This is a genomic window from Rhizobacter fulvus (genome assembly GCF_964020785.1).
Map to the genome: position 1 here is coordinate 3,746,189 of NZ_OZ224516.1, position 19,137 is coordinate 3,765,325.

The window sequence follows — 19,137 nt, forward strand, 5'->3', positions numbered from 1 at the left end:
CGCTGCCGCCGCCATGAGCCCGAACGACCCCACCCGCTACGACCGCGTCGCCAGCCTATTGCATTGGCTGATCGGCATCGCGCTGCTCGGGCAGATCACGTTCGGCTTCCTGCTCGACGACCTGGCGCCGCGCGGCACGCCGGCACGCGCGGCGACGATCAACCTGCACAAGTCGGTCGGTCTGGTGCTGGGCGCGCTGATCGTGCTGCGGCTGCTGTGGCGCCTGCGGCACCGGCCACCGCGCTGGCCGGCGAGCCTGCCGCTGTGGCAGCAACGCGCGGCGCGCCTGGGCCACCACGCGATGTACGCGTGCATGCTGACGATGCCGCTCTCGGGCTACATCGCCTCCAACTTCAGCAAGCACGGCATCAAGTTCTTCGGCCTCGCGCTCAAGCCCTGGGGGCCCGACATCCCGGCCGTGTATTCGGCCTTCAACCTGCTGCACGTGGCGACCGGCTGGCTCTTCACCGCGTTGATCGTCGGTCACGTGCTGATCGCGCTGAAGCACGGCCTGGTCGACCGCGACGGCATCCTCGCGCGCATGTGGCCGTGGTCGGCACGACGCGGCAGCCCCCACCCTGTGACAGATTCCGGAGGTCCCCGATGACACGTTTCTCCCACTGCCTCGCCGTCGCTGCCGTCGCCGCGGCCTGTTCGATGCCGATGGTGGCTGGCGCCGCGCCGTTCGCCTATGTGCCCAACGAGGGCTCGGGCACGCTGAGCGTGATCGACACCCAGACCGACAAGGTCGTCGCCGAGATCGCGGCCGGCAAGAAGCCGCGTGGGATCGTGGTCGGCGCCAGCGGTGCGTTCGTGTACGTGAGCGACCAGCCGGCGAACCGGCTGACGATCATCGACACCGACAAGCGACGCGAGTCCGGCAGCATCGCGCTCGGCGAATCGCCGGAAGGCCTGGGCCTGTCGCCGGACGGCCGCTGGATCGTCGCGGCGATCGAGGAGACGAACGAGATCATGTTCGTCGACACGCGGACCAACGCCAAGGTCTTCGCCGTCAAGGTGCGCGGCAAGAACCCCGAGCACGCGGTGTTCAGCCCGAACGGCCGGCTCGTCTTCGTCAGCGCCGAGGAGGGCGGCGCGATCGATGTGATTGACGTGGACAAGCGCGCGCAGATCGCGCAGATCCCGGTCGGCGACCGGCCGCGCGGCATCGGCTTCTCGCCGGACGGTCAGCGTGCCTACGTCGGCGCCGAGAACTCGAGCGAGGTCTACGTGCTCGACGCCGTCGCGTTCCAGGTCGTCACCAAGCTCAAGGGCGGCGTGCGCAGCAACGGCATCGCGGTGCATCCGGACGGCAAGCGCGTCTACATCTCCAACGGCGGCGACGCCACCGTGTCCGTGCTCGACACCGCCACCAACACGATCGTCGCGACCATCGGCGTCGGCCAGCGGCCCTGGAACATGGCGCTGACCCCGGACGGCAGGAAGCTGTATGTGGCGTGCGGGCGGTCGGGCTCGGTGTCGGTGATCGACACGGAGCGGCAGGTCAAGATCGCCGACATCGGCGTCGGCAAGCTGCCGTGGGGCGTGGCGATCCGTTGACGCCCGGGACCGATCAGGCACTCTTGGTTCTTTGCCCTGCCACGGCGGGTCGATCGATCACCAGGAACACGCCACACGCCAGCGCCAGCGGCCCGAGGTAGTAGACCGCGCGATACGCGACCAGCGCCGCCAGCAGCTCCCCCTGCGGCACGCGGTGCGCCAACAGCGCGACGAACACCGCTTCGAGCACGCCGAGGCCCGCCGGCACGTGCGTGATGACGCCGGCGACCGCGGCGACGAGCAGGACCGCGAGCACGGTCGGGTACTCGATCTTGTGCTGCAGCAACGTCCACACGACCGCGGCGATCAGCAGCCAGTTGATCGACGAGACGGCGAGTTGCAGCACGGCGATCCGCGCCGAGGGCAGGCGCAGGTCGCGTCCGCGCACCCGCCACTCGCGGCGCGTCGCGAACGTGCAGGTTGCCAGGTACGCGCCGGCAGCGGCCAGCATCGCGGCGCCGAGCACGCGCAAGCCCTCGCTGCCCATCCGCCAGTCCGGTGGCAATGGCAGCGGCGCGAGCGCGAATACCAGGCCACCGACAACCAGGTAGCCGAGCCAGTTGGTCAGCATGCTCAGCGCCAGGATCTGCGTGATCACGCCGGTCGCCAGGCCGTGTCGCGAATAGAGGCGGTAGCGGAAGGCGATGCCGCCGACCAGGGAGCCGAGATTGAGGTTGAACGCGTACGACGTGAAGCCGATCGCGGCGACCTGCCAGCGTGGCAAGTCATGCTTCGTCTGGTGACGGCCGATCAGGTCGTAGCTGCAGTACACCGTGAAGCTCGCGAGTGCGAGCGCCGCGGCGGCCAGGAGGGTCGACAGCGGGTAGGCCAGCAACGCGGTGCGCACCGCGGTCCAGTCGACGCTGCGTGCCTGGTGCGCGACCAGCCCGAGCACCAGCACGAAGAACGTGATGGTGAGCACGCGCCTGGCCGGTGCCCACCATCGGTGCGATCGGATGCCGTGCCGCGCGCCGCCCGATGGGCCGCCGGATGCGCGGGCTCCCGCGTCAGCCGCCACGCCGGCCCTCCGGCGCGGGCGCCATCTCGTTCGGGCCCGGTTCGCACGCGGCCAGGGTCGGCCGGTGGCGGGGGAGTCGGCTGGCCCAGCCGGGGAAGCGGCGCAGCACGTGGAAGACCACCGCCGAGCGCAGGTTGACCCACCAGCGCCAGCCAGAGTGCTCCAGATGCTTCACCTGCGTGCACTCGTGTGCGATCAGGTGCTCGAGCCGCCCCCGCAGGTGCTGCGCGAACGCGCGGTCGCGCAGCACGACGTTCGCTTCCAGGTTCAGCGAGAGGCTGAGCGGGTCGAGGTTGCTCGAGCCGACGGTCGCCCAGTGCTCGTCCACCACCGCCACCTTGCCGTGCAGCGGCCGCTTGCAGTACTCGTGGATCTGCACGCCGGCGCGCTGCAGGTGCTCGTAAAGCAGCGCCGCTGCGGTCTTGACGATCGGCATGTCGGGCTCGCCCTGCAGGATCAGCTGCACGTCCACGCCGCGGCGTGCGGCGCGGCGCATTTCGCGCAGCAGGCGGTAGCCGGGGAAGAAGTACGCGTTCGCGATCAGCACGCTCTTGCGCGCGCTGCGGATCGCGGCGCGGTAGTGTCGCTCGATGTCGTTCGGGTGGTCGATGTTGTCGCGCGTGACGAGCAGCGCATCGACATCGCCCGCCGGCGCGCTGCGGGCCGGCTGGCGGCGCGCAGCGGGGGCGCCGATCGCGGTGCGCGCGAACTGGCGGATCTCGTCGACGATCGGCCCGCGCAGCTCGACGGCGTAGTCCTGCTTGGCTTGCGGCCCGAAGTCGGCGAGGTGGTCGGCGGAGTAGTTGATGCCGCCGACGAAGGCGCGCTCGCCGTCGACGACGACGATCTTGCGGTGCATCCGTCGCAGCACGTTGACCCGCACGCCGAACAGGCGCGAGGTGGGGTCGAACGTGCGCACGCGCACCCCGGCACCGGTCAGCGCGCCCAGGTACTCGCCGCTCAGGTCGGACGAGCCGAAGCCGTCGACCATGACGTCGATCTGCACGCCGCGCGCCGCGGCATCGAGCAGCGCGGCGTGCAGTTCCTTGCCGACCTTGTCCTCGAACACGATGAAGGTCTCGAGGATCACCTCGCGTCGCGCGCTGCGGATCGCCTCGAACACGGCGGGGAAGAACTCCTCGCCGTTCTCGAGCAGGCGCGCGTCGTTGCCACCGGTCCAGCGCGGGCTCATACGCGGATCTCCGCGGCGAGCGGGGCGTGGTCCGACAGGCGCGACCACGGTTCGCGCGGCAGCGGCACCGGCGTGTTGCCCTTGGTGTTGCGCACGTAGATCCGGTCGAGTTCGAGCATCGGCAGGTGGGCCGGGAACGTCTTGGCCGCGCGCCCGTTGGCGTGCACAAACACCTCGCGCAAGCCGGTGCTGCGTTCGAGCGTGGCGTGGGCGCGGCAGCGCCAGTCGTTGAAGTCGCCGGCGACGAGCAGGGGCGCGTCAACCGGCACGTGGGTGCGGATCACCTCGCCCAGCAGTTCCAGCTGACGCAGGCGGTGCGACTCCTTGAGGCCGAGGTGCACGCAGATCGCGTGGAGCGGGATTTCGCGGCCGGGAATGCGCAGCGTGCAGTGCAGCAGGCCGCGCGTCTCGTGGCCGTCGATCGAGACATCGCGGTTCTCATGCGCGACGATCGGGAACTTGGACAACAAGGCATTGCCGTGGTCGCCGTGCGGATAGACCGCGTTGCGCCCGTACGCGAAGTCGGGCCAGATCTCGTCGGCGAGGAATTCGTAGTGCGGTACCTCGGGCCAGCGGCCGATGCGGGTCGAGTGCAGGTGGTGCTCGCCCTGCACCTCCTGCAGGAAGACGATGTCGGCACCGACGACGCGCACCGCGTCGCGCAACTCGTGCAGCACGAATTTGCGGTTGAGGAAGGCGAAACCCTTGTGCGTGTTGACGGTCAGCACGCGGAACGAGATGTCGGCGGTCGGTTGCATGGGACCGTACCGTACCGGTCCCGCCATCCCGCATCTGTAGGAGAAGGGATGCGCGCGCTGCAGGCCAAGCGCGAGGCCCGCAGCACTGGCGACGCGGCCCTGCGGCTACAGATATCCGCCGTAGTAGTCGTTGACACGGCGGCTGTATTCCGGCGTGTAGGTCGGCACCTCGGTATCCGGGTAGCGCGGCGCGTCCGACAGGCGCTCCTTGTCGAGCGGGACGACATAGCCGCCGCGGTCGGTGTCGTACTTCAAGATGTCCCAGGGCAGCGGGTAGCGGTCGGTGCCGATGCCGAGAAAACCGCCGAACTCCAGCACGGCGTAGCGCACCTGGCCCGAACGCTTGTCGATCATCAGGTCGTCGATCGATCCGAGCCGATCGCCGTCTTCGTTGTACACGGCGGTGCCCTCGACCCGCTCGGACGAGATCACGTCGTGGGTGCTCTGCTCGGTCGCGGTGGTGGTGGTGTCCATGATTCTCCTTCGCTGTCGATACGAGGTGCGGTGCGGAAGTGCGCCGCACAGGTCCAATGTTTGGCGACGGTTCGCACTTCAGCGATCGGCCCAACGGCCCTCGGCTTGTAGGACCAGTCCGTCCGTCCGCATCGCGAAGCGTGGCAGTCAGTCGGCTGCGCGCCCTTCCGATCTCCGCGTATCGCGGTCTCCTACAAGCCGGCAGCAGGCCGCGAGGGAAAGTAGGGCCACCCTCGTTCCTGGCCTGTGAACACTCGCCGACGCATGCATGCTGCTCGCACCCCCTTCGATCGACGCGCACGAGTTCCGGGCTTCGCTTCAGCTGCGCACACCGCGGCGCGTGCTGTTGCGCCACGGGGAAGTCCATGCCGATCCGCAGAGTCCGCCACCGGTGATCGCCACCGAGGTCTGGCAGGGCCGGTGGGTCCGCCGCCGCGCCGGCGACCAGCGCCCCGGTGATGGCAGCTTTCCGCCCCATCTGTACGAGCGCGTCGCCACGGACGCGGGCCGGGTCGAGCCCTACAACTACCTGCCGTTCCTGTTGGCGGTGCGTGCGGTGGTCGAGTCCGCGGGCGCCGTCGGCGATCGACGTCAGGCGCTGGCGAAGGAGCTCGGCAATGAGGACTGGCGCGGCTTCGTCACCAAGCTGGGCGGCGTGGCCGACATCCTGGATCGGTTCTTCCCGTCGTTCATCAGCACGCTGGACATCCGCAATGCCACGCAGGCGGGTTTCCGGCGCCGCGGCTTGCTCACCGCAGCGCAGATCCTGGCCGCCTCCGATCACGAATTGCTGACCGTCTCCGGCATCGGCGAACTCACGGCCGCGAAGTGTCGCGCGCAGTGCGCGCAGGCGGCCGATCCGCACGCCGAGTACGTGGACCACGTCGCCCGCTGAGGGAGCGACAGGGGGGCGGTCAGCGCAACGGCCGCCGCGCCGCCTCCGCGCGCGGAATCCAGTACGCGAGTTGCGCGGCGGCGGCGAGTGCGATCACGCCGGTGATGGCCACGCCGGCGCCGAGCGACAGCGTCGCCGCCACGAACGACAGCAGTGCGGGGCCGCAGGAGGCGCCGATGTCCGACATCAGCCGCCACACGCCGAGGAAGTGGGCGCGGCCGATGCGCGGCGAATGGTCGGCACCGAGCGTCATCACCATGCCCGAGCCGATGCCGTTGCCGAAGCCGATCACGCAGGCGGCGAGCAGCAGGCTGGCGGCGCCGGTCGTGAGCGGCATCAGCAGCAAGGGCAGGCCCATCACGAGCATCGACGGCACCGCGACCCAGCGCCGGCCCCTCACGTCCATCACCTTGCCGGCGGGGTAGAACACCAGCAGCTCGACGCCGCCGGCGACGCCGTAGATCAGCGCCGCAAGCGACGGCGCGAGCAGCAGGTGGTCCGCCCACAGCGGGATCACCACCTGGCGCGTGGCGCGCACCGCGCTGACGAGCAGCACGCCGATGCCGAGCGTCACGAACAGGCGATGGTGGTCGCGCAGGATCGAGCGCAGGGAGGGCGCCGCGCCCGGCGCAGTCGCCACCTCGGTCGCCGGCTCGTCCGGCGGGGCGACGAGATCGGGGATGCGCGCCGCGACGACGGCAGCCACGAGCAGCGCGACGACGCCCACCGCGAATGCGCCCAGCAACCCGTAACCGTGGATCGCCAGGGCCGCGACGAACGGGCCGATGAACAGGCCAACGCGCATCGAGCCGCCCAGCATCGACATCGCCCGCGCGCGGAACTGCGGCGGCACCGCCTCGGTCAGGTAGCTCTGGCGTGCGAGACCGAACACGGCCTGCGAGGTTCCCACCATGAAGCAGCCGAGCGCGAACACGGCGAGCTGACTGGTCCACGCCGACAGCCCGATCGCCAGCGCGCACCACACCGCCGCGGCGACGATCGCCCAACGCTCGCCGCGGTGCATCGTCAGCAGCGACGCCGGGATGTTGCTGAGCAGCGAGCCCACGCCGATCAGCGTCACCACCAGCGCGGCCTCGGCCACCGAGCCGCCGAGATCGCGGGCGCGCAGCGGGATGACCGGCAGGATCGCTCCTTCGCCCAGTCCGAAAAGCAGCGACGGCGCGAACGCGGAGACGGCGATGCGGCGGAACGAGAAATCGGCGGGCGTCATGCAGTGCGGGGGGCGGCGGGGCGACCGTCAAGCCGGGTGCGGCGGCTGCGGCGTCCTCGCACCGATCCGGAACGGAGGCACCTGGCGGTACGTGAAGCCGCGCCAGAACCACTCCATCGGCCCGTAGCGGAAGCGCGCGAGCCACCAGTGGCTGAAGGCCACCTGCAGCGCATAGACCAGCACGACGAACACCAGCTGCTGCGCGCGCGGCATGCCCCAGTGGCCCACGGCGAAGCCGTAGAACCAGGTCATGCAGATCAGCGATTGCATCAGGTAGTTCGTCAGCGCCATGCGCCCCATCGGTGCAAGCAGTCGCACGTGCGACCACGGGCCCCGGCTGTGCAGCATCACGACGATCAGGCCGACATACCCCAGGCACGCCGGCAGGTTGCCCAGGAACAGCAATCCGCTGGCGATGCCCCAGCCATCCAGGCGGTCGCCAGGCGTGTGCGACATCGCGATGGCACTGCCCAGCAGGCCGATGCCGATGCCGACCGGCAATCCGTAGAGCGCGAGGCGGCGGAACAGCGGCAGGTGCGCCGCGGTGTTCTCCATCAACCCGGAGCGGACGAACCAGGTGCCGAGCAGGAACATCGCGGTCAGCAGCACCGCGAAGCCGGCATCCCCCGCGGCCTTGTCGATGAAGCGGTCGGCGCGCCAGTACACCGTCTCGGCGTAGCTGCCGTGCGTGAACAGGGCAAGCTCCTCGGCGTTGCGACGTCGGTTGCGCTCCAGCTGCTCCTCGCGCTTGGCGCGCGCCTCGGCCACGCGGGCCGGCACGGAAGCGGCGGCCGCCGCCGGTGCAGGAGCGGTTGCCGCGGATGTGGGAACGGGCCACTGGAGCGGATCGGGGCCGAAGCGCTGGAGCACGCCGCCGGAGATCATGGCGGTCGAGATGAACAGGTAGATGCCGACTGCCGTGCGCAGCACGCGAAGTCGCGCGGGCCGGCGGTATTTCCACGACAGCCAGCCCGCCAGGAACAGCAGCGGCCCCATGATCGTCAGCGGCAGGCGCGGTCCGATCGGCCCGTTGGGGACGACCCACACCACCAGCGCCGCGAGCGAAACCACCGGGCCGGCGGCCATCAGGATGAACGAGAACAACGGCCAGGACCGCCCACGCCATCGCACGCGCCACGTGCCGCGCAGGTACAGCGCGACGGCGCCCGCGACGGCCACGCCGCCCGCGATCGCGAAGCAGCCGTCGAGGCCCGGTATGAACCCCAGGCCGGCGAGCGCGGCACAGCCGATCAGGATCGGACGCGGCCTGCCGTACAGCACGATCAGCAGCGACAGCGCGCCGACCGCGTAGCTGAACAGGATGTCGCCTTCCCAGATGAAGATGAAGTGCACCGCGCCGATGACCGCCAGCGCGAGGATGCGTCGCAAGTACAAGCGGATGAACGCGCGCCCCGCGCGCTCGGCCCGCACCAGCATCACCGCGAAGCCCATGCCGAACAGCAGCGAGAAGATCGTCCAGAACTTGCCTTGCACGAAGTACGCGACGAACCAGCCGGCCCACCAATCCGGGCCGCTCAGGTTGCGCGGCATGCCCTGGCCGATGGTGCCGATCGTGCGGTTGAAGAACTCGACGTTCATCAGGAAGATGCCGAGCAGGGCAAATCCGCGGATCGCGTCGAGCGCTTCGATGCGCTGGCCCGCGTCGACGGGCGCGAATGCCTTCGCTGGCGCGCCCGCGGGCGCCGGATCGGTCAGGGGGGCATCCATCGTGCGCGATTGTGGCGCCGTGACGCCGGCCGGCGTCAGGTCACGGGCAGACTTCCATCCGCCGCGTCACGCCGCGGATCACCTCGTCGCTGAACCAGAAGAAGTAGCGCGTGACGGTCACGGTCGCGCTGTCCTTGGTGCGGGTCTTGTACTCGACCGGGACGACCCAGCCGACATAACCGCCGCTGTTGCCGCCCATCGGGCAGGCGCCGCGCTGGGGCGTGCCGATGATCAGCTCGCGGTTCGGGTCGATGCCCTTGGCGGTCGCGTCGAAGTAGTTGGTGATCGACGACTCGTGGTTGCGCGGCGGGATCGCCCGGACGATCGTCTCGCGCGGGGCGGGGTCGTTCCAGGCGCAGCCGCCCACCAGGAGGGTGGCGGCCAGAAGTGCTGCGGCGGTCTTCGTCATCTTGGGTTCCTGCGATGTCGTGGCGCGTGGCCGTCGTGTGGCGCGATCTTGCCACGGCCCGGGGTCGCCACGGATTCTGACGTTGTTCACAGTTCTTTACGTCGTAGCCAAGCCGTCTTCACCGGTCCGGCCGAGCATTCGTGCACGGGCCATCTGCCTGCAATCCACGGGAGAAATTTCGATGCGTGACATCAAGGTGGCCGCGTGGCCACACCAGGGTTCGATGAAGCTGTGGCGTCTGCTGGCGTTCGGCGTGCTCGCGGCGGCCGCGGCCAGCCTGACGCTGCCGGCGCTGGCGCAGGGCCACCCCGGCCACCATGGTCCGGGCATGGGCGCCGGGCCTGGCGGCGGGATGATGATGTTCGGCGGTTCCCCCGAGCATGTCGCGCGCGCCGTCGACCGCATGCTGGACGGCCTCGATGCCACCGACGCCCAGCGCGTCCAGATCAAGCAGATCGCCACGGCCGCCGCGGCGGACATGAAGGCGCAGCACGACGCCGGTCGCGGCTTGCACGAGCGCGGGCTGCAGATCGTCACCGCGCCGGTGGTCGATGCGAACGCCGCCGAAGCGCTGCGCCAGCAGATGACCGCCCAACACGACCAGGCCAGCAAGCGCATGCTGCAGGCGATGCTCGACGTCGCCCGCGTGCTGACGCCGGAGCAGCGTGCCAAGCTCGGCGAGCGCATGAAGGAGCGGCACGCGATGATGAAGGACCGCATGCAGCGCATGCAGCGCGAGCACTCGCCGCGTGGCCAGCAACAACCCCCGGCGCCGAAATGAATTCGCCCAAGGCTATGCTCGCCCCCGCCAGTGGCCTGGCCGCGCTCGCGTTGCAGAGCGCGGTGATGTCCACGCTCCAACCGACCCACGTCGCCCACGCCATGACCGCCCGCCTGCTGCTGATCGACGACGATGCCCGGCTGTCCTCGATGGTCGGCGACTACCTGCGCGGCTCCGGCTTCGAGGTCGAGACCGCCGGCTCGCTCGCCGCGGGACGCGAGCGCCTGGCGGCGGAGCCCTACGATGCGCTGGTGCTCGACCTGATGTTGCCCGACGGCGACGGCCTCGATCTGTGCCGCGAACTGCGCGGCGACAGTCGCCATCGCCACCTGCCGCTGCTGATGCTGACCGCGCGTGGCGAGCCGATGGACCGCATCGTCGGTCTCGAGCTGGGCGCGGACGACTACCTGCCCAAGCCGTTCGAACCGCGCGAGCTGCTGGCGCGCGTGAAGGCGTTGCTGCGTCGCGCCTCGCCGCAGCCCGCGGGTGACGACGTGCTGCGCTTCGGCCGGCTCGAGGTCGACCTCGGCGCGCGCGTCGCGCGGCTGGACGGCACGATCTGCGACCTGACCGGTCACCAGTTCGACCTGCTCGTCGTGCTGGCGCAAAGCCCCGGCCGGGTGCTCTCGCGCGACCAGATCATGGACTCGCTGAAGGGCCACCCGCTGGAAGCCTTCGACCGGTCGATCGACGTGCACATCTCCCGCATCCGCGCCGTGATCGAGGACGACCCGAAGCTGCCGCGGCGCGTGCTCACGGTGCGCGGCGCCGGCTACGTGTTCGCGCGCAAGCAGGACGCCGACGAAGCCCGCGAGTCCTGATGGCCAGTGCGGCGGCGAGCGTCGTTCGGTCCGCCGCGCCGGGGCGTCGGTGAACAACCTCTACCTGCGCATCTACGCTACCGTGGTGGTCGTGCTGCTGCTGTTCGCGGCGGCCTCGGGCTGGGTATTCCAGCGTCACATGGAGCAGGAGCGGGTGCGTGCCGAGGGCGTGCTCACCGAGCGCATGGGCGCCTGGGGCGAACTGATCCAGCGCTCGCTGCCGGGTCACGACATGCCGGCCGAGGACCAGGCCGCGGCGTTGCGCGAATGGTCGCAGCGCCTGCGCCTGCCGCTCGCGCTGGACAGCGCCAGCGGCGAACGCATTGCCCAGTCCGAATCGTTCGGGCGGCGCCTGGCCGAAGGCGTGCAGCGCGGTCTCGCGGTGCGGCTGGAGGACGGGCGCACGTTGTGGATCATGCGCCCGGGATTTGCGCGGCCGCGCGGCGCGATGGGCCACGGCGGACCACCCGGGCCGCCGGGCGAGGAGCTGTCGGGGCGCCCGCCGTTCCTGCCGTTCATCCCGCCGGCCTGGCAGGGCGTGGGTCTCGTTGCCGTGCTGGTGATGCTGTTCGTCGCGGTCGCCGCGGGTGCTTACCCGGTGGTGCGCCGCCTGACCCGCCGGCTCGAGGCGTTGAAGCAGGGTGTCGAGCAGTTCGGCGCCGGCCAGTTGCATCACCGCGTGCAGGTGACCGGGCATGACGAGGTCGCCGCGGTCGCGTCGAGTTTCAACGTCGCCGCCGCGCGGGTCGAGGCGCTGGTGCGCTCGCACCAGTCTTTGCTCGCCAATGCGAGCCACGAGCTGCGGTCGCCGCTGGCGCGCATGAAGATGGCGGTGTCGATGCTCGAAAGCGCCGGACCGGCGCAGCGCGCGCTGCTGAAGCAGGAGATCGACACCAACGTGGCCGAGCTCGATGCGCTGGTCGAGGAAGTACTGCTGGCCAGCCGCCTGGATGCATCGCCCACGCCGGGTCAGGACGAACGGGTCGAGCTGCTCGGCATGGCCGCCGAGGAGGCCGCGCGCGTCGACGCCGCGGTCGACGGCGAGCCGACCAGTGTCGACGGCGACGACCGGCTGCTGCGCCGCGCGCTGCGCAACCTGTTGGAGAACGCGCGCCGCTACGGCGGGCGCGAGGTCGAGGTGCGGGTCGAGTCGCGCAGGGACGGCCCGGCCGCGCGCGCCGAAGTGCGGGTCTGCGACCGCGGGCCGGGCGTGCCCGAGGCGATGCGCGAGCGCATCTTCGAGCCGTTCTTCCGGATGCCCGGGCATGCCGAGCAGGCCGGCGGCGTGGGCCTCGGCCTGAGCCTGGTCAAGCAGATCGCCGAGCGCCATGGCGGCAGCGTGCGCTGTGAAGGGCGCGACGGCGGCGGCAGCTGCTTCGTGCTGACGATGCCGCTCGCGGCGACTGCGGCACCCGGCTGATTCGCGCTGCGCTAAGCTCGTCGCCCGACCCCCGCCGAGCGACACCATGGCAGCAGCTGCGAAACCCTATGACGTGATCGTGTTCGGCGCGACCGGCTTCACCGGCCGCCAGGCCGTGCTCGCGCTGGCGCGCCGCGCGGCCGAGAGGCCGCTGCGCTGGGCGGTGGCCGGCCGCAATGTCGAGCGATTGAAGGCGGTCGTGCGGGAGCTGGTGCCGCCGGCCGCGCCGCAGCCGGGCATCGTGGTCGCCGATGCCGAACAGGCGGATTCGCTGCAGGCGCTGGCGGCGCAGACGAAGGTGCTGCTCAACCTCGCCGGTCCGTACGCGCTGACCGGCGAATCGGTCGTGCAGGCCTGCATCGCACACGGCACGCATCACCTCGACCTGACCGGCGAGACCTTCTGGGTGCGGCAGCTGATCGAGCGCCACCATCGCGCCGCCCAGCGCGCCAAGGTCAAGATCATCGCGTGCTGCGGCTACGAGGCGCTGCCGTTCGACCTGGCCGTGCTGTGGGGCGCGCAGGAGCTGCAGCAGCGCACCGGCGAAGCGTGCCGCGAGCTGAAGCTGGTGGTCAGCTTCACCGGCAAGCGCATCACCAGCGCGCGCGATGCGGTCAGCGGCGGCACCGTCGGCTCGATGCGGATGCTGCTCGAGCTCGACACGACCGACAGCGTGCGCAATCCGGCCTGCCTGCTGCCCCGTGACGCCCCCGATGCGCCGGCCGTCGCCGAGCGCAACGCCTACCGCTTCGTGCCGCAGTACGACAGCGACGTGCAGGCCGTCGTCGCGCCGACGATCCCGGCGCCGTTCATCAACCCGCCGGTCGTGCTGCGCTCGGTCGCGCTCGCCAACGACCCGGCGCTGTTCGCGCCGGATTTCCGCTACATCGAGGCGACCGACATGGCGAGTCTGGTGCCGAAGCTCGCGCTGGTGCCGCGGGCCGCGACGCTGCCGATGCAGTGGGCCGCGGCGGCGTCGATCGCGGCGCCGCTGGCCAGCCTCAGTGCCTCGGTCTCGGGGCCGCTGAGCTTCCAGCGCGGCGTGCTGCGCAAGCTGATCGACGCGTTCGCGCCCAAGCCCGGCGTCGGCCCCAGCGAGGCGATGCTGGCCGGCAGCGGATACGCGTTCGACCTGTTCGCCACCTCGACCAGCGGCCAGCGCCTGCGCGGCCGCGTCGAGGCGCAGGGCCACCCCGGCTACCGCTCGACGCCGGAGATGATGGTCAGCGCAGGCGTCGGCCTGGCGCGCGGCGAGCTCGGGCGCACGCCGCACTTCGGCATCGTCACGCCCGCCACCGGGCTGGGGATCGAGGCGGTCGCGGCGCTGCGCAGCGCCGGCGTCACGTTCAGCGTGGTGGCGTGAGCGGCGCGGCGGCCGGCTCGGCGGGGCGTTCGGCCGCACCTTCGGCAGCGCGCTCGGCATAGCGGTTGAAGCGCCAAGCGCTGCCTTCCATCGTGATGCGGCGCCAGGTTGCGCGCTTCTCGGCGGGCGTCATCACCGGCCAGTGCTGCACCTCGTCGAAGCGCCGGCCGCAGCCTTTGCAGATGTCGTCGCCCTGGCTGGTGGAGCAGATCGCGATGCACGGTGCGTCGGGCGTCGTCGCGTACCAGCCCAGCCAGGCGTCGCGCGCCTTGGCGGGCATCGTCGCCTCGTCGCACTCGGTCTCGTGGTAGTAGACCATCAGGCCGTACACCGTCGCGAGGGCGCGCACCTCCGCACAGGCGGTGACCCCGTCGGGCGAGGGCGAGCGCTCGCGCCACCAGTTGATGGCGGACTCGATGTCGGTGATGTGGATGGCGGCCATGGGGTTCCAGCGGGGCGCCAAGGATAGCGCGCACTGCCGGCATTGTTTGATACCCTTTGACCATGACCCCGACGCCCGCCGAACACCGCATCGACGACCTGGACACGCTCGCCGCCCTTTATGGCAGCCCGGGCGAGGCGTCGATCCGCAAGGAGACCGATCACCTGCACCCGCACTACCGCGCGCTGATCGAGGCCTCGCCGTTCGTCGTGGTGGCCAGCGCCGGGCCGGAAGGGCTCGATGTCTCGCCGCGCGGCGACGCGCCGGGCTTCGTCGTGGCGCCCGACGCGCACACGCTGTGGCTTCCCGATCGGCGCGGCAACAACCGCACCGACACGCTGCGCAACGTGCTGCGCGATCCGCGGGTCGCGCTGCTGTTCCTGGTGCCGGGCGTCGGCGAGACGCTGCGCGTGAACGGCCGCGCGCACCTCAGCATCGCGCCCGAACTGCTGGCGCGCTTCGAGGTGGACGGCCAGCGGCCGCGCTCGGTGATGGTGGTGCAGGTCGAGACGGTCTACTTCCAGTGTGCGCGTGCGCTGGTGCGCTCCGCGTTGTGGGATCCGTCGCGTCACGTGGCACGCGAGAGCCTGCCGACGCCCGGGCAGATGCTGGCCGCGCTGACGCATGGCGAGATCGACGGCGCGGCCTACGACAGCGCATTGCCGGCGCGCCTGAAGACCAGCCTTTATTGATTCGATGGAGAAGTCCGAATGACGATCATTCCGCGCGCCTGGCGCCCCCTCGCGCTGTGCGTGCCGTTCGTGCTGCTGGCCGCCTGCGCCAGTGGCGACAAGCCGAAGCTGCCGGTCCCCCCGGCGACCGTCGAGGCGCCCGGCAGGAGCGCCGTCACGGTGACGAGCGCGAGCGACGGTGCCCGCGTCGTCGTCGCGCAGGCCCAGGAGCTGCGCGTCGAGTTGCCGAACTCGGCCTGGTCGATCGCGCAGAACTTCGAATGGTCGGTGGTCGACCTCGGGCCCGGCGTGCTGGTGCCGATCGGCTCGCGCTTCGAGCGCACCGCGCGCGACGTGAACCCGCTCGAGTCCGACGGCACGACGGTCTTCCGCTTCCGGCCGCAAGCGCCGGGCGCGCTGACGTTGAAGTTCGCGCTGCGCCGACCGCATCGCCTCGACGCGCCGTTGCAGGCGGTGAGTTTCGACGTCACGGTGAAGTAGGGCGCGGCATGACGGCCGCGCTCGTCCTGCGCCCGGCCGAGCGGGCCGACGCGCCTGCGATCGCCGCGTTGTCGCGCGATCGGATCGAGCAGGGGCTGGGCTGGAGCTGGATCGCGCCGCGCGTGTTGCGCTGCATCGCGGACGCGGCGACGAATGTCGTCGTCGCGCCCGAAGCCGGTCACCTCGCCGGCTTCGGCATCATGAAATACCACGACGACGAGGCCCACCTGCTGCTGCTCGCGGTGCGCGCGCACGCCGGCCGCCGCGGCATCGGCGCGGCGCTGGTGGCGTGGCTGGAGGCGTCGGCGCGGGTGGCCGGGATCGGCCAGGTCTACCTCGAGGCGCGGCTCACGAACCAGGGCGCGCGCGCGTTCTACGCGCGGCTCGGCTACCGCGAGATCCAGACCCTGCCGGGCTACTACCGCGGCGTCGAAGCCTGCGTGCGGCTCGCGAAGGACTTGTGGGTGGCGCCGGATTGAGCCGGCGCGCGGGCCGTCAGGCGAGGACCGAACCGCCGCGCGCGGCGCGATCGGCGCTGCCTTGCGTCGAGTACAGCGACGTCGAGTTTTCGCGCGGCATCAGCACGTCGATCGCACGGTCCAGCGCGGCGGTCGCGCGGGCGAGCGATTCGCGCTGCGCGGCGACCTGCCCGCTGGTGCTGACCAGGCGCAGGCGCAAGTCCGGGGGCACCGAGCCGCGGCGCGCCGCGATGGCGAATTGATCGACCGCCACCGCGAGCGCGCGGTGCAGTTCGGTGGCGTGCAGGTCGATGCCGACGGTGTCGCGCACGCACAGGGCCATGCCCAGCGCGCTGAGCCGGTGTTCGACGGCGGCGAGGGCGGTTTCGAGTTCGGAAGCAGGTCGATCGGGGACCAGTGAGGTCATGAGGGTGTGGGTCCGTGGTGAGATGGATCCAGATCGGAAAAGGGCGTTTGCGGTCCGGGCGTCAGGCCTGGACCTGGGTCAGCACTTCCTGCGCGTTCGCGATCAACTTGTCGGCGATGGCCTCGGGGTTGATCTGGAACGTGCCGTCCTCGATCGCCTTGGAGATGCGGGCGACCTTCTCGGCGTCGAACTCGGGGGTCGAACCGGTGGTGAGCAGCGTCGATGCGGTGTTCGACAGGGCCAGCGTCGTGCTCGGCTCGGGTGCCACCGGCGCCGTCACCGGCGTCGTCACGGGCGTCGTGGCCGAAGGCTCGGTCGCCACCGGTGCTGCCGTGCCCCGGGTCCCGCGGGCATGGGCGATGCCGTTTGCCGACGCGTGGCTGTTCGGAACGCCGTGGGTGGCATTCGTCTGGGCGGGCTTGTCTGCGGGATTGCCGATCTTCATGGTGCTCTCCAGGGGCCGGGTGGATGCCGGGCCGTTCAATGTGCACCTTGTATCGGCCCGGGTCGAGGGCGACTTTAGAGTTTTCTGAGAATCCGCGGAAAAGTGAGTTCACAGACCGAGTTCCACCCGGCGCTCGCCCACCGGCTGACCCGTCAGAACGCGCCCACTTTCGGTGCGTACCCGGACCGGCTGGCCTTCGATGCCGGGGTTCAGCGCCTGCGCCTCCCCGGCGACGCTGAAGCCGTCGCCCTGCGCCAGCACCGTGACCGTCTCCCCGGCGGCGAACCACTGGCGCGCCTTCAGATGGGACTGGCGCAGGCCCTGGCCGGGCTGGAGCGAGCGGGCCAGCGTGCGGCCCACGGCGAGTTCGGTGCGGGTGATCGGCGCGGCGTTGTCCTCGGCCAGGTCGATTTCCGCGGTCACCAGGTCCGCAGCGGTCAGCACGCTGCCGGCCGCGACGCCGCTGGTCGCGGTCAACGCGGTGCCGAACACCTTCACGGTGATCGGCAGATAGACGTTCCACTTGGTCGTTCCCTGCAGGCAGCGCAGGCCGATCCGGCTCTTGCCCCACAGGCGCGTGCCTTCGGGTACATAAGGTTGCACCTGCTGACAGGGCGCCAGGCGCAGTCGCGGGTCGAGCTGGCCGACCTGCACCTCGATGCGCGGGGCGCCGGGCTGGGCCGTCTGGCTGCCGGCGAGCGCGAGCTGGCGCACCTGCTGTTCGAGGCCGCCGGCGAGCCCGCTGGCGTTCGGCTCGACCGGCGCAGGGGGTTGGGCCAGCGCGAGCGTGGCGCAGGCGCCCATGGCCAGCAGCGCGGCGACGCGCCGCAGGGCGTGGCGCAGGGCGAAGGCGAGGGTGGGCCGGAATTGCATGGGCTGAACTCTAGGGGCGCACGGTCGGCGACAGGGCCGCGAAATGAAGGGTCAACCGGCGCTTATTCGCGCTTATGTCGTGGCGGACCGGCTCTGACAATCCGCTCACATCGCCGCCGTGCGACCACCGCAGACCACCGCCGAGAGGCCGCCATGCTGAACCGACTCACCGACTCGCTCGACTTCCAGGCCCAGGCCCTCAGCCTGCGCTCGGAGCGCCAGCGCCTGATCGCCAGCAACATCGCGAACGCCGACACGCCCGGCTACGTGGCCCGCGAGATGAACTTCGCGCAGGCGCTGAAAGAAGCCACCGGCGCCGGCCAGCCCGCCGCCCGACTGGCCGCGAGCCAACCCGGCCACATCGCGGCCGGCGCGAGCGGCGGCACCTACAGCACGCTGGCCTACGCGGCGCCGAGCCAGACCAACCTCGACCGCAACACCGTCGACATGGACCGCGAGCGCGCCAGCTTCGCCGACAACACGGTGAAGTACGAAGCCACGCTGCGCTTCATCAGCGGCCAGGTGAAGACCACGCTGTCGGCGATCACCGGCCAGTAAGGGAGCACGTCATGTCGATGATGAACATCTTCAATGTGTCCGGTTCGGCGGCGAGCGCCCAGAGCCAGCGCCTGAACGTCGTCGCGAGCAACCTTGCGAACGCCGACACGGTCGCCGGCCCCGACGGCCAGGCCTACAAGGCGCGGCAGGTCATGTTTCAGACCCAGTTGATGGGCGCGAACGCGAACGACCCGACGGCCGCCGGCGTGAAGGTCAGCACGATCAGCGAGGACCAGACGCTCGGCCGCCGCGTCCACGACCCGAAGCACCCGAGTGCCGATGCCGACGGCTACGTGACCTACAGCAACGTCAACGCGGTCGAGGAGATGGTCAACATGATCTCCGCGTCGCGTTCCTACCAGAACAACATCGAGGTCATGAACACGGCGAAGAGCCTGCTGCTCAAGACCTTGCAGATCGGCCAGTGAGCCGCTGACAACCGGTAGCCCCCATGGCCATCTCCTCCGCGACCCTGAGCAACATCAACGGCACCGACACCACGGCCAAGGCCGGCGGCGTCGACGATCCCGGCAGCCAGGACCGCTTCCTGAAGCTGCTGGTCACGCAGCTGCAGAACCAGGACCCGCTCAGCCCGATGGACAACGCGCAGCTGACGAGCCAGATCGCGCAGATCAACACCGTCACCGGCATCGCGACGCTCAACACCAGCGTGCAGGGCCTGTCCAGCCAGTTCCTGCAGATGCAGACGCTGCAGGGCGCCTCGCTGGTCGGCAAGAACGTGATCGTTCCCGGCAACAAGCTCGACATCGCCGACGGCGTCGCACAGGGCGGCTTCGAGCTGACGACGCCGGCCGACGCGGTCAAGGTCGAGGTGCTGAGCCCGGCCGGCAAGGTGATCGACACCATGAACATCGGCGCGCAGAGCAGCGGCGTGCACGGCTTCGCCTGGGCGCCCGGCACCTACGACAACAGCAGCAACCTGAGCTTCCGCGTCACCGCGACCAGCGGCGCGACGTCGCTGACCGCGACGCCGCTGATGCGCGACACCGTCAATGCCGTCAGTGCCTCGGGCAGCAGCCTGCAGCTCGAGCTGGCGCGCAACGGCACGATCGACTACAGCACCGTCAAGGCGATCAACTGAGCGCGCGCCG

Annotated in this window: 24 protein-coding genes; 13 read left to right on the plus strand and 11 right to left on the minus strand. The window is 70.7% G+C overall.

Annotated elements, in window-relative coordinates:
• Positions 1-13: 13 nt before the first annotated feature.
• On the plus strand, positions 14-607 hold the full coding sequence (locus tag ACWH49_RS17750) for a cytochrome b (protein WP_448172663.1): 594 nt from the start codon (positions 14-16) through the stop codon (positions 605-607).
• Positions 604-1,560: a beta-propeller fold lactonase family protein gene (locus ACWH49_RS17755; protein WP_448172664.1), complete on the plus strand. Its 957-nt coding sequence runs from the start codon at positions 604-606 to the stop codon at positions 1,558-1,560. The genes ACWH49_RS17750 and ACWH49_RS17755 overlap by 4 nt, the downstream gene beginning before the upstream one ends.
• Before the next feature lie 13 nt (positions 1,561-1,573).
• Here the strand turns inward: ACWH49_RS17755 and ACWH49_RS17760 are convergent, their stop codons facing one another.
• From ACWH49_RS17760 to ACWH49_RS17775, 4 genes are all read right to left on the minus strand, one after another.
• On the minus strand, positions 1,574-2,482 hold the full coding sequence (locus tag ACWH49_RS17760) for a lysylphosphatidylglycerol synthase domain-containing protein (RefSeq protein WP_448172665.1): 909 nt from the start codon (positions 2,480-2,482) through the stop codon (positions 1,574-1,576).
• An 85-nt stretch (positions 2,483-2,567) separates the two neighbouring features.
• Positions 2,568-3,770, minus strand: coding sequence for a cardiolipin synthase ClsB (gene clsB, locus ACWH49_RS17765; protein ID WP_448172666.1), 1,203 nt, complete (start codon positions 3,768-3,770; stop codon positions 2,568-2,570).
• Positions 3,767-4,528 (minus strand): endonuclease/exonuclease/phosphatase family protein, encoded by a 762-nt coding sequence (locus ACWH49_RS17770; RefSeq protein ID WP_448172667.1) that lies wholly within the window; start codon positions 4,526-4,528, stop codon positions 3,767-3,769. Before ACWH49_RS17770 ends, clsB begins: the two co-directional genes overlap by 4 nt.
• A 105-nt stretch (positions 4,529-4,633) precedes the next feature.
• A complete protein-coding gene (locus ACWH49_RS17775; RefSeq protein WP_448172668.1) occupies positions 4,634-5,002 on the minus strand; it encodes a PRC-barrel domain-containing protein in 369 nt (122 codons plus the stop codon).
• A 268-nt stretch (positions 5,003-5,270) separates the two neighbouring features.
• On the opposite strand from ACWH49_RS17775, the gene ACWH49_RS17780 reads away from it, so the two are divergent.
• The gene (locus tag ACWH49_RS17780; RefSeq protein ID WP_448172669.1) at positions 5,271-5,897 is read left to right on the plus strand and encodes a hypothetical protein; all 627 of its coding nucleotides are present in this window, start codon (positions 5,271-5,273) and stop codon (positions 5,895-5,897) included.
• 19 nt (positions 5,898-5,916) lie between these two features.
• Here the strand turns inward: ACWH49_RS17780 and ACWH49_RS17785 are convergent, their stop codons facing one another.
• Genes ACWH49_RS17785 through ACWH49_RS17795 form a run of 3 tightly spaced genes read right to left on the minus strand, consistent with a single transcriptional unit; the run spans position 5,917 to position 9,265 of the window.
• Complete coding sequence (locus tag ACWH49_RS17785) at positions 5,917-7,128, minus strand: MFS transporter (RefSeq protein WP_448172670.1); 1,212 nt, start codon at positions 7,126-7,128, stop codon at positions 5,917-5,919.
• Positions 7,129-7,155: 27 nt separating this feature from the next.
• Positions 7,156-8,856, minus strand: coding sequence for a DUF418 domain-containing protein (locus ACWH49_RS17790; RefSeq protein ID WP_448172671.1), 1,701 nt, complete (start codon positions 8,854-8,856; stop codon positions 7,156-7,158).
• Positions 8,857-8,896: 40 nt separating this feature from the next.
• Entirely contained in the window at positions 8,897-9,265 is a 369-nt protein-coding gene (locus tag ACWH49_RS17795; protein ID WP_056462576.1) for a hypothetical protein, read from the minus strand.
• 181 nt (positions 9,266-9,446) lie between these two features.
• Here ACWH49_RS17795 and ACWH49_RS17800 point away from each other — a divergent pair, with 181 nt between their 5' ends.
• The 4 genes from ACWH49_RS17800 (at position 9,447) to ACWH49_RS17815 (ending at position 13,650) form a co-directional block, all read left to right on the plus strand.
• A complete protein-coding gene (locus ACWH49_RS17800) occupies positions 9,447-10,046 on the plus strand; it encodes a Spy/CpxP family protein refolding chaperone (RefSeq protein ID WP_448172672.1) in 600 nt (199 codons plus the stop codon).
• A gap of 101 nt (positions 10,047-10,147) precedes the next feature.
• Positions 10,148-10,867 carry a response regulator gene (locus ACWH49_RS17805; protein ID WP_056463194.1) on the plus strand — a complete coding sequence of 240 codons (720 nt, stop codon included), beginning with the start codon at positions 10,148-10,150 and terminating at the stop codon, positions 10,865-10,867.
• Positions 10,868-10,916: 49 nt separating this feature from the next.
• Positions 10,917-12,287, plus strand: a complete 1,371-nt coding sequence (locus tag ACWH49_RS17810; protein ID WP_448172673.1) for a HAMP domain-containing sensor histidine kinase — start codon at positions 10,917-10,919, stop codon at positions 12,285-12,287.
• 46 nt (positions 12,288-12,333) lie between these two features.
• On the plus strand, positions 12,334-13,650 hold the full coding sequence (locus tag ACWH49_RS17815) for a saccharopine dehydrogenase family protein (protein ID WP_448172674.1): 1,317 nt from the start codon (positions 12,334-12,336) through the stop codon (positions 13,648-13,650).
• On the opposite strand, the gene ACWH49_RS17820 is transcribed toward ACWH49_RS17815, so the two are convergent.
• The gene (locus ACWH49_RS17820; RefSeq protein WP_448172675.1) at positions 13,634-14,092 is read right to left on the minus strand and encodes a DUF3717 domain-containing protein; all 459 of its coding nucleotides are present in this window, start codon (positions 14,090-14,092) and stop codon (positions 13,634-13,636) included. The two genes, ACWH49_RS17815 and ACWH49_RS17820, sit on opposite strands and share 17 nt — an antisense overlap.
• Before the next feature lie 62 nt (positions 14,093-14,154).
• On the opposite strand from ACWH49_RS17820, the gene ACWH49_RS17825 reads away from it, so the two are divergent.
• The 3 genes from ACWH49_RS17825 to ACWH49_RS17835 are packed head-to-tail and all read left to right on the plus strand — an operon-like array spanning position 14,155 to position 15,743.
• Positions 14,155-14,784: a pyridoxamine 5'-phosphate oxidase family protein gene (locus tag ACWH49_RS17825; protein ID WP_448172676.1), complete on the plus strand. Its 630-nt coding sequence runs from the start codon at positions 14,155-14,157 to the stop codon at positions 14,782-14,784.
• A gap of 18 nt (positions 14,785-14,802) precedes the next feature.
• Positions 14,803-15,264 (plus strand): protease inhibitor I42 family protein, encoded by a 462-nt coding sequence (locus tag ACWH49_RS17830; RefSeq protein WP_448172677.1) that lies wholly within the window; start codon positions 14,803-14,805, stop codon positions 15,262-15,264.
• An 8-nt stretch (positions 15,265-15,272) separates the two neighbouring features.
• Positions 15,273-15,743, plus strand: a complete 471-nt coding sequence (locus ACWH49_RS17835; protein WP_448172678.1) for a GNAT family N-acetyltransferase — start codon at positions 15,273-15,275, stop codon at positions 15,741-15,743.
• A 16-nt stretch (positions 15,744-15,759) separates the two neighbouring features.
• On the opposite strand, the gene ACWH49_RS17840 is transcribed toward ACWH49_RS17835, so the two are convergent.
• The 3 genes from ACWH49_RS17840 to flgA all read right to left on the minus strand — a co-directional run bounded on the left by ACWH49_RS17840 (position 15,760) and on the right by flgA (position 17,467).
• Positions 15,760-16,149 carry a hypothetical protein gene (locus ACWH49_RS17840; protein ID WP_056462612.1) on the minus strand — a complete coding sequence of 130 codons (390 nt, stop codon included), beginning with the start codon at positions 16,147-16,149 and terminating at the stop codon, positions 15,760-15,762.
• A gap of 61 nt (positions 16,150-16,210) precedes the next feature.
• Entirely contained in the window at positions 16,211-16,594 is a 384-nt protein-coding gene (gene flgM, locus ACWH49_RS17845; protein ID WP_448172679.1) for a flagellar biosynthesis anti-sigma factor FlgM, read from the minus strand.
• A 108-nt stretch (positions 16,595-16,702) separates the two neighbouring features.
• Entirely contained in the window at positions 16,703-17,467 is a 765-nt protein-coding gene (flgA, locus tag ACWH49_RS17850; protein ID WP_448172680.1) for a flagellar basal body P-ring formation chaperone FlgA, read from the minus strand.
• Positions 17,468-17,620: 153 nt separating this feature from the next.
• Here flgA and flgB point away from each other — a divergent pair, with 153 nt between their 5' ends.
• From flgB to ACWH49_RS17865, 3 genes are read left to right on the plus strand one after another with little or no spacing between them, the layout of a single operon-like run.
• Positions 17,621-18,025, plus strand: coding sequence for a flagellar basal body rod protein FlgB (flgB, locus tag ACWH49_RS17855; RefSeq protein ID WP_448172681.1), 405 nt, complete (start codon positions 17,621-17,623; stop codon positions 18,023-18,025).
• Between the two features lie 11 nt (positions 18,026-18,036).
• Complete coding sequence (gene flgC / locus ACWH49_RS17860) at positions 18,037-18,453, plus strand: flagellar basal body rod protein FlgC (RefSeq protein ID WP_448172682.1); 417 nt, start codon at positions 18,037-18,039, stop codon at positions 18,451-18,453.
• A gap of 23 nt (positions 18,454-18,476) precedes the next feature.
• Positions 18,477-19,127, plus strand: coding sequence for a flagellar hook assembly protein FlgD (locus ACWH49_RS17865; protein WP_448172683.1), 651 nt, complete (start codon positions 18,477-18,479; stop codon positions 19,125-19,127).
• Positions 19,128-19,137: the final 10 nt, after the last annotated feature.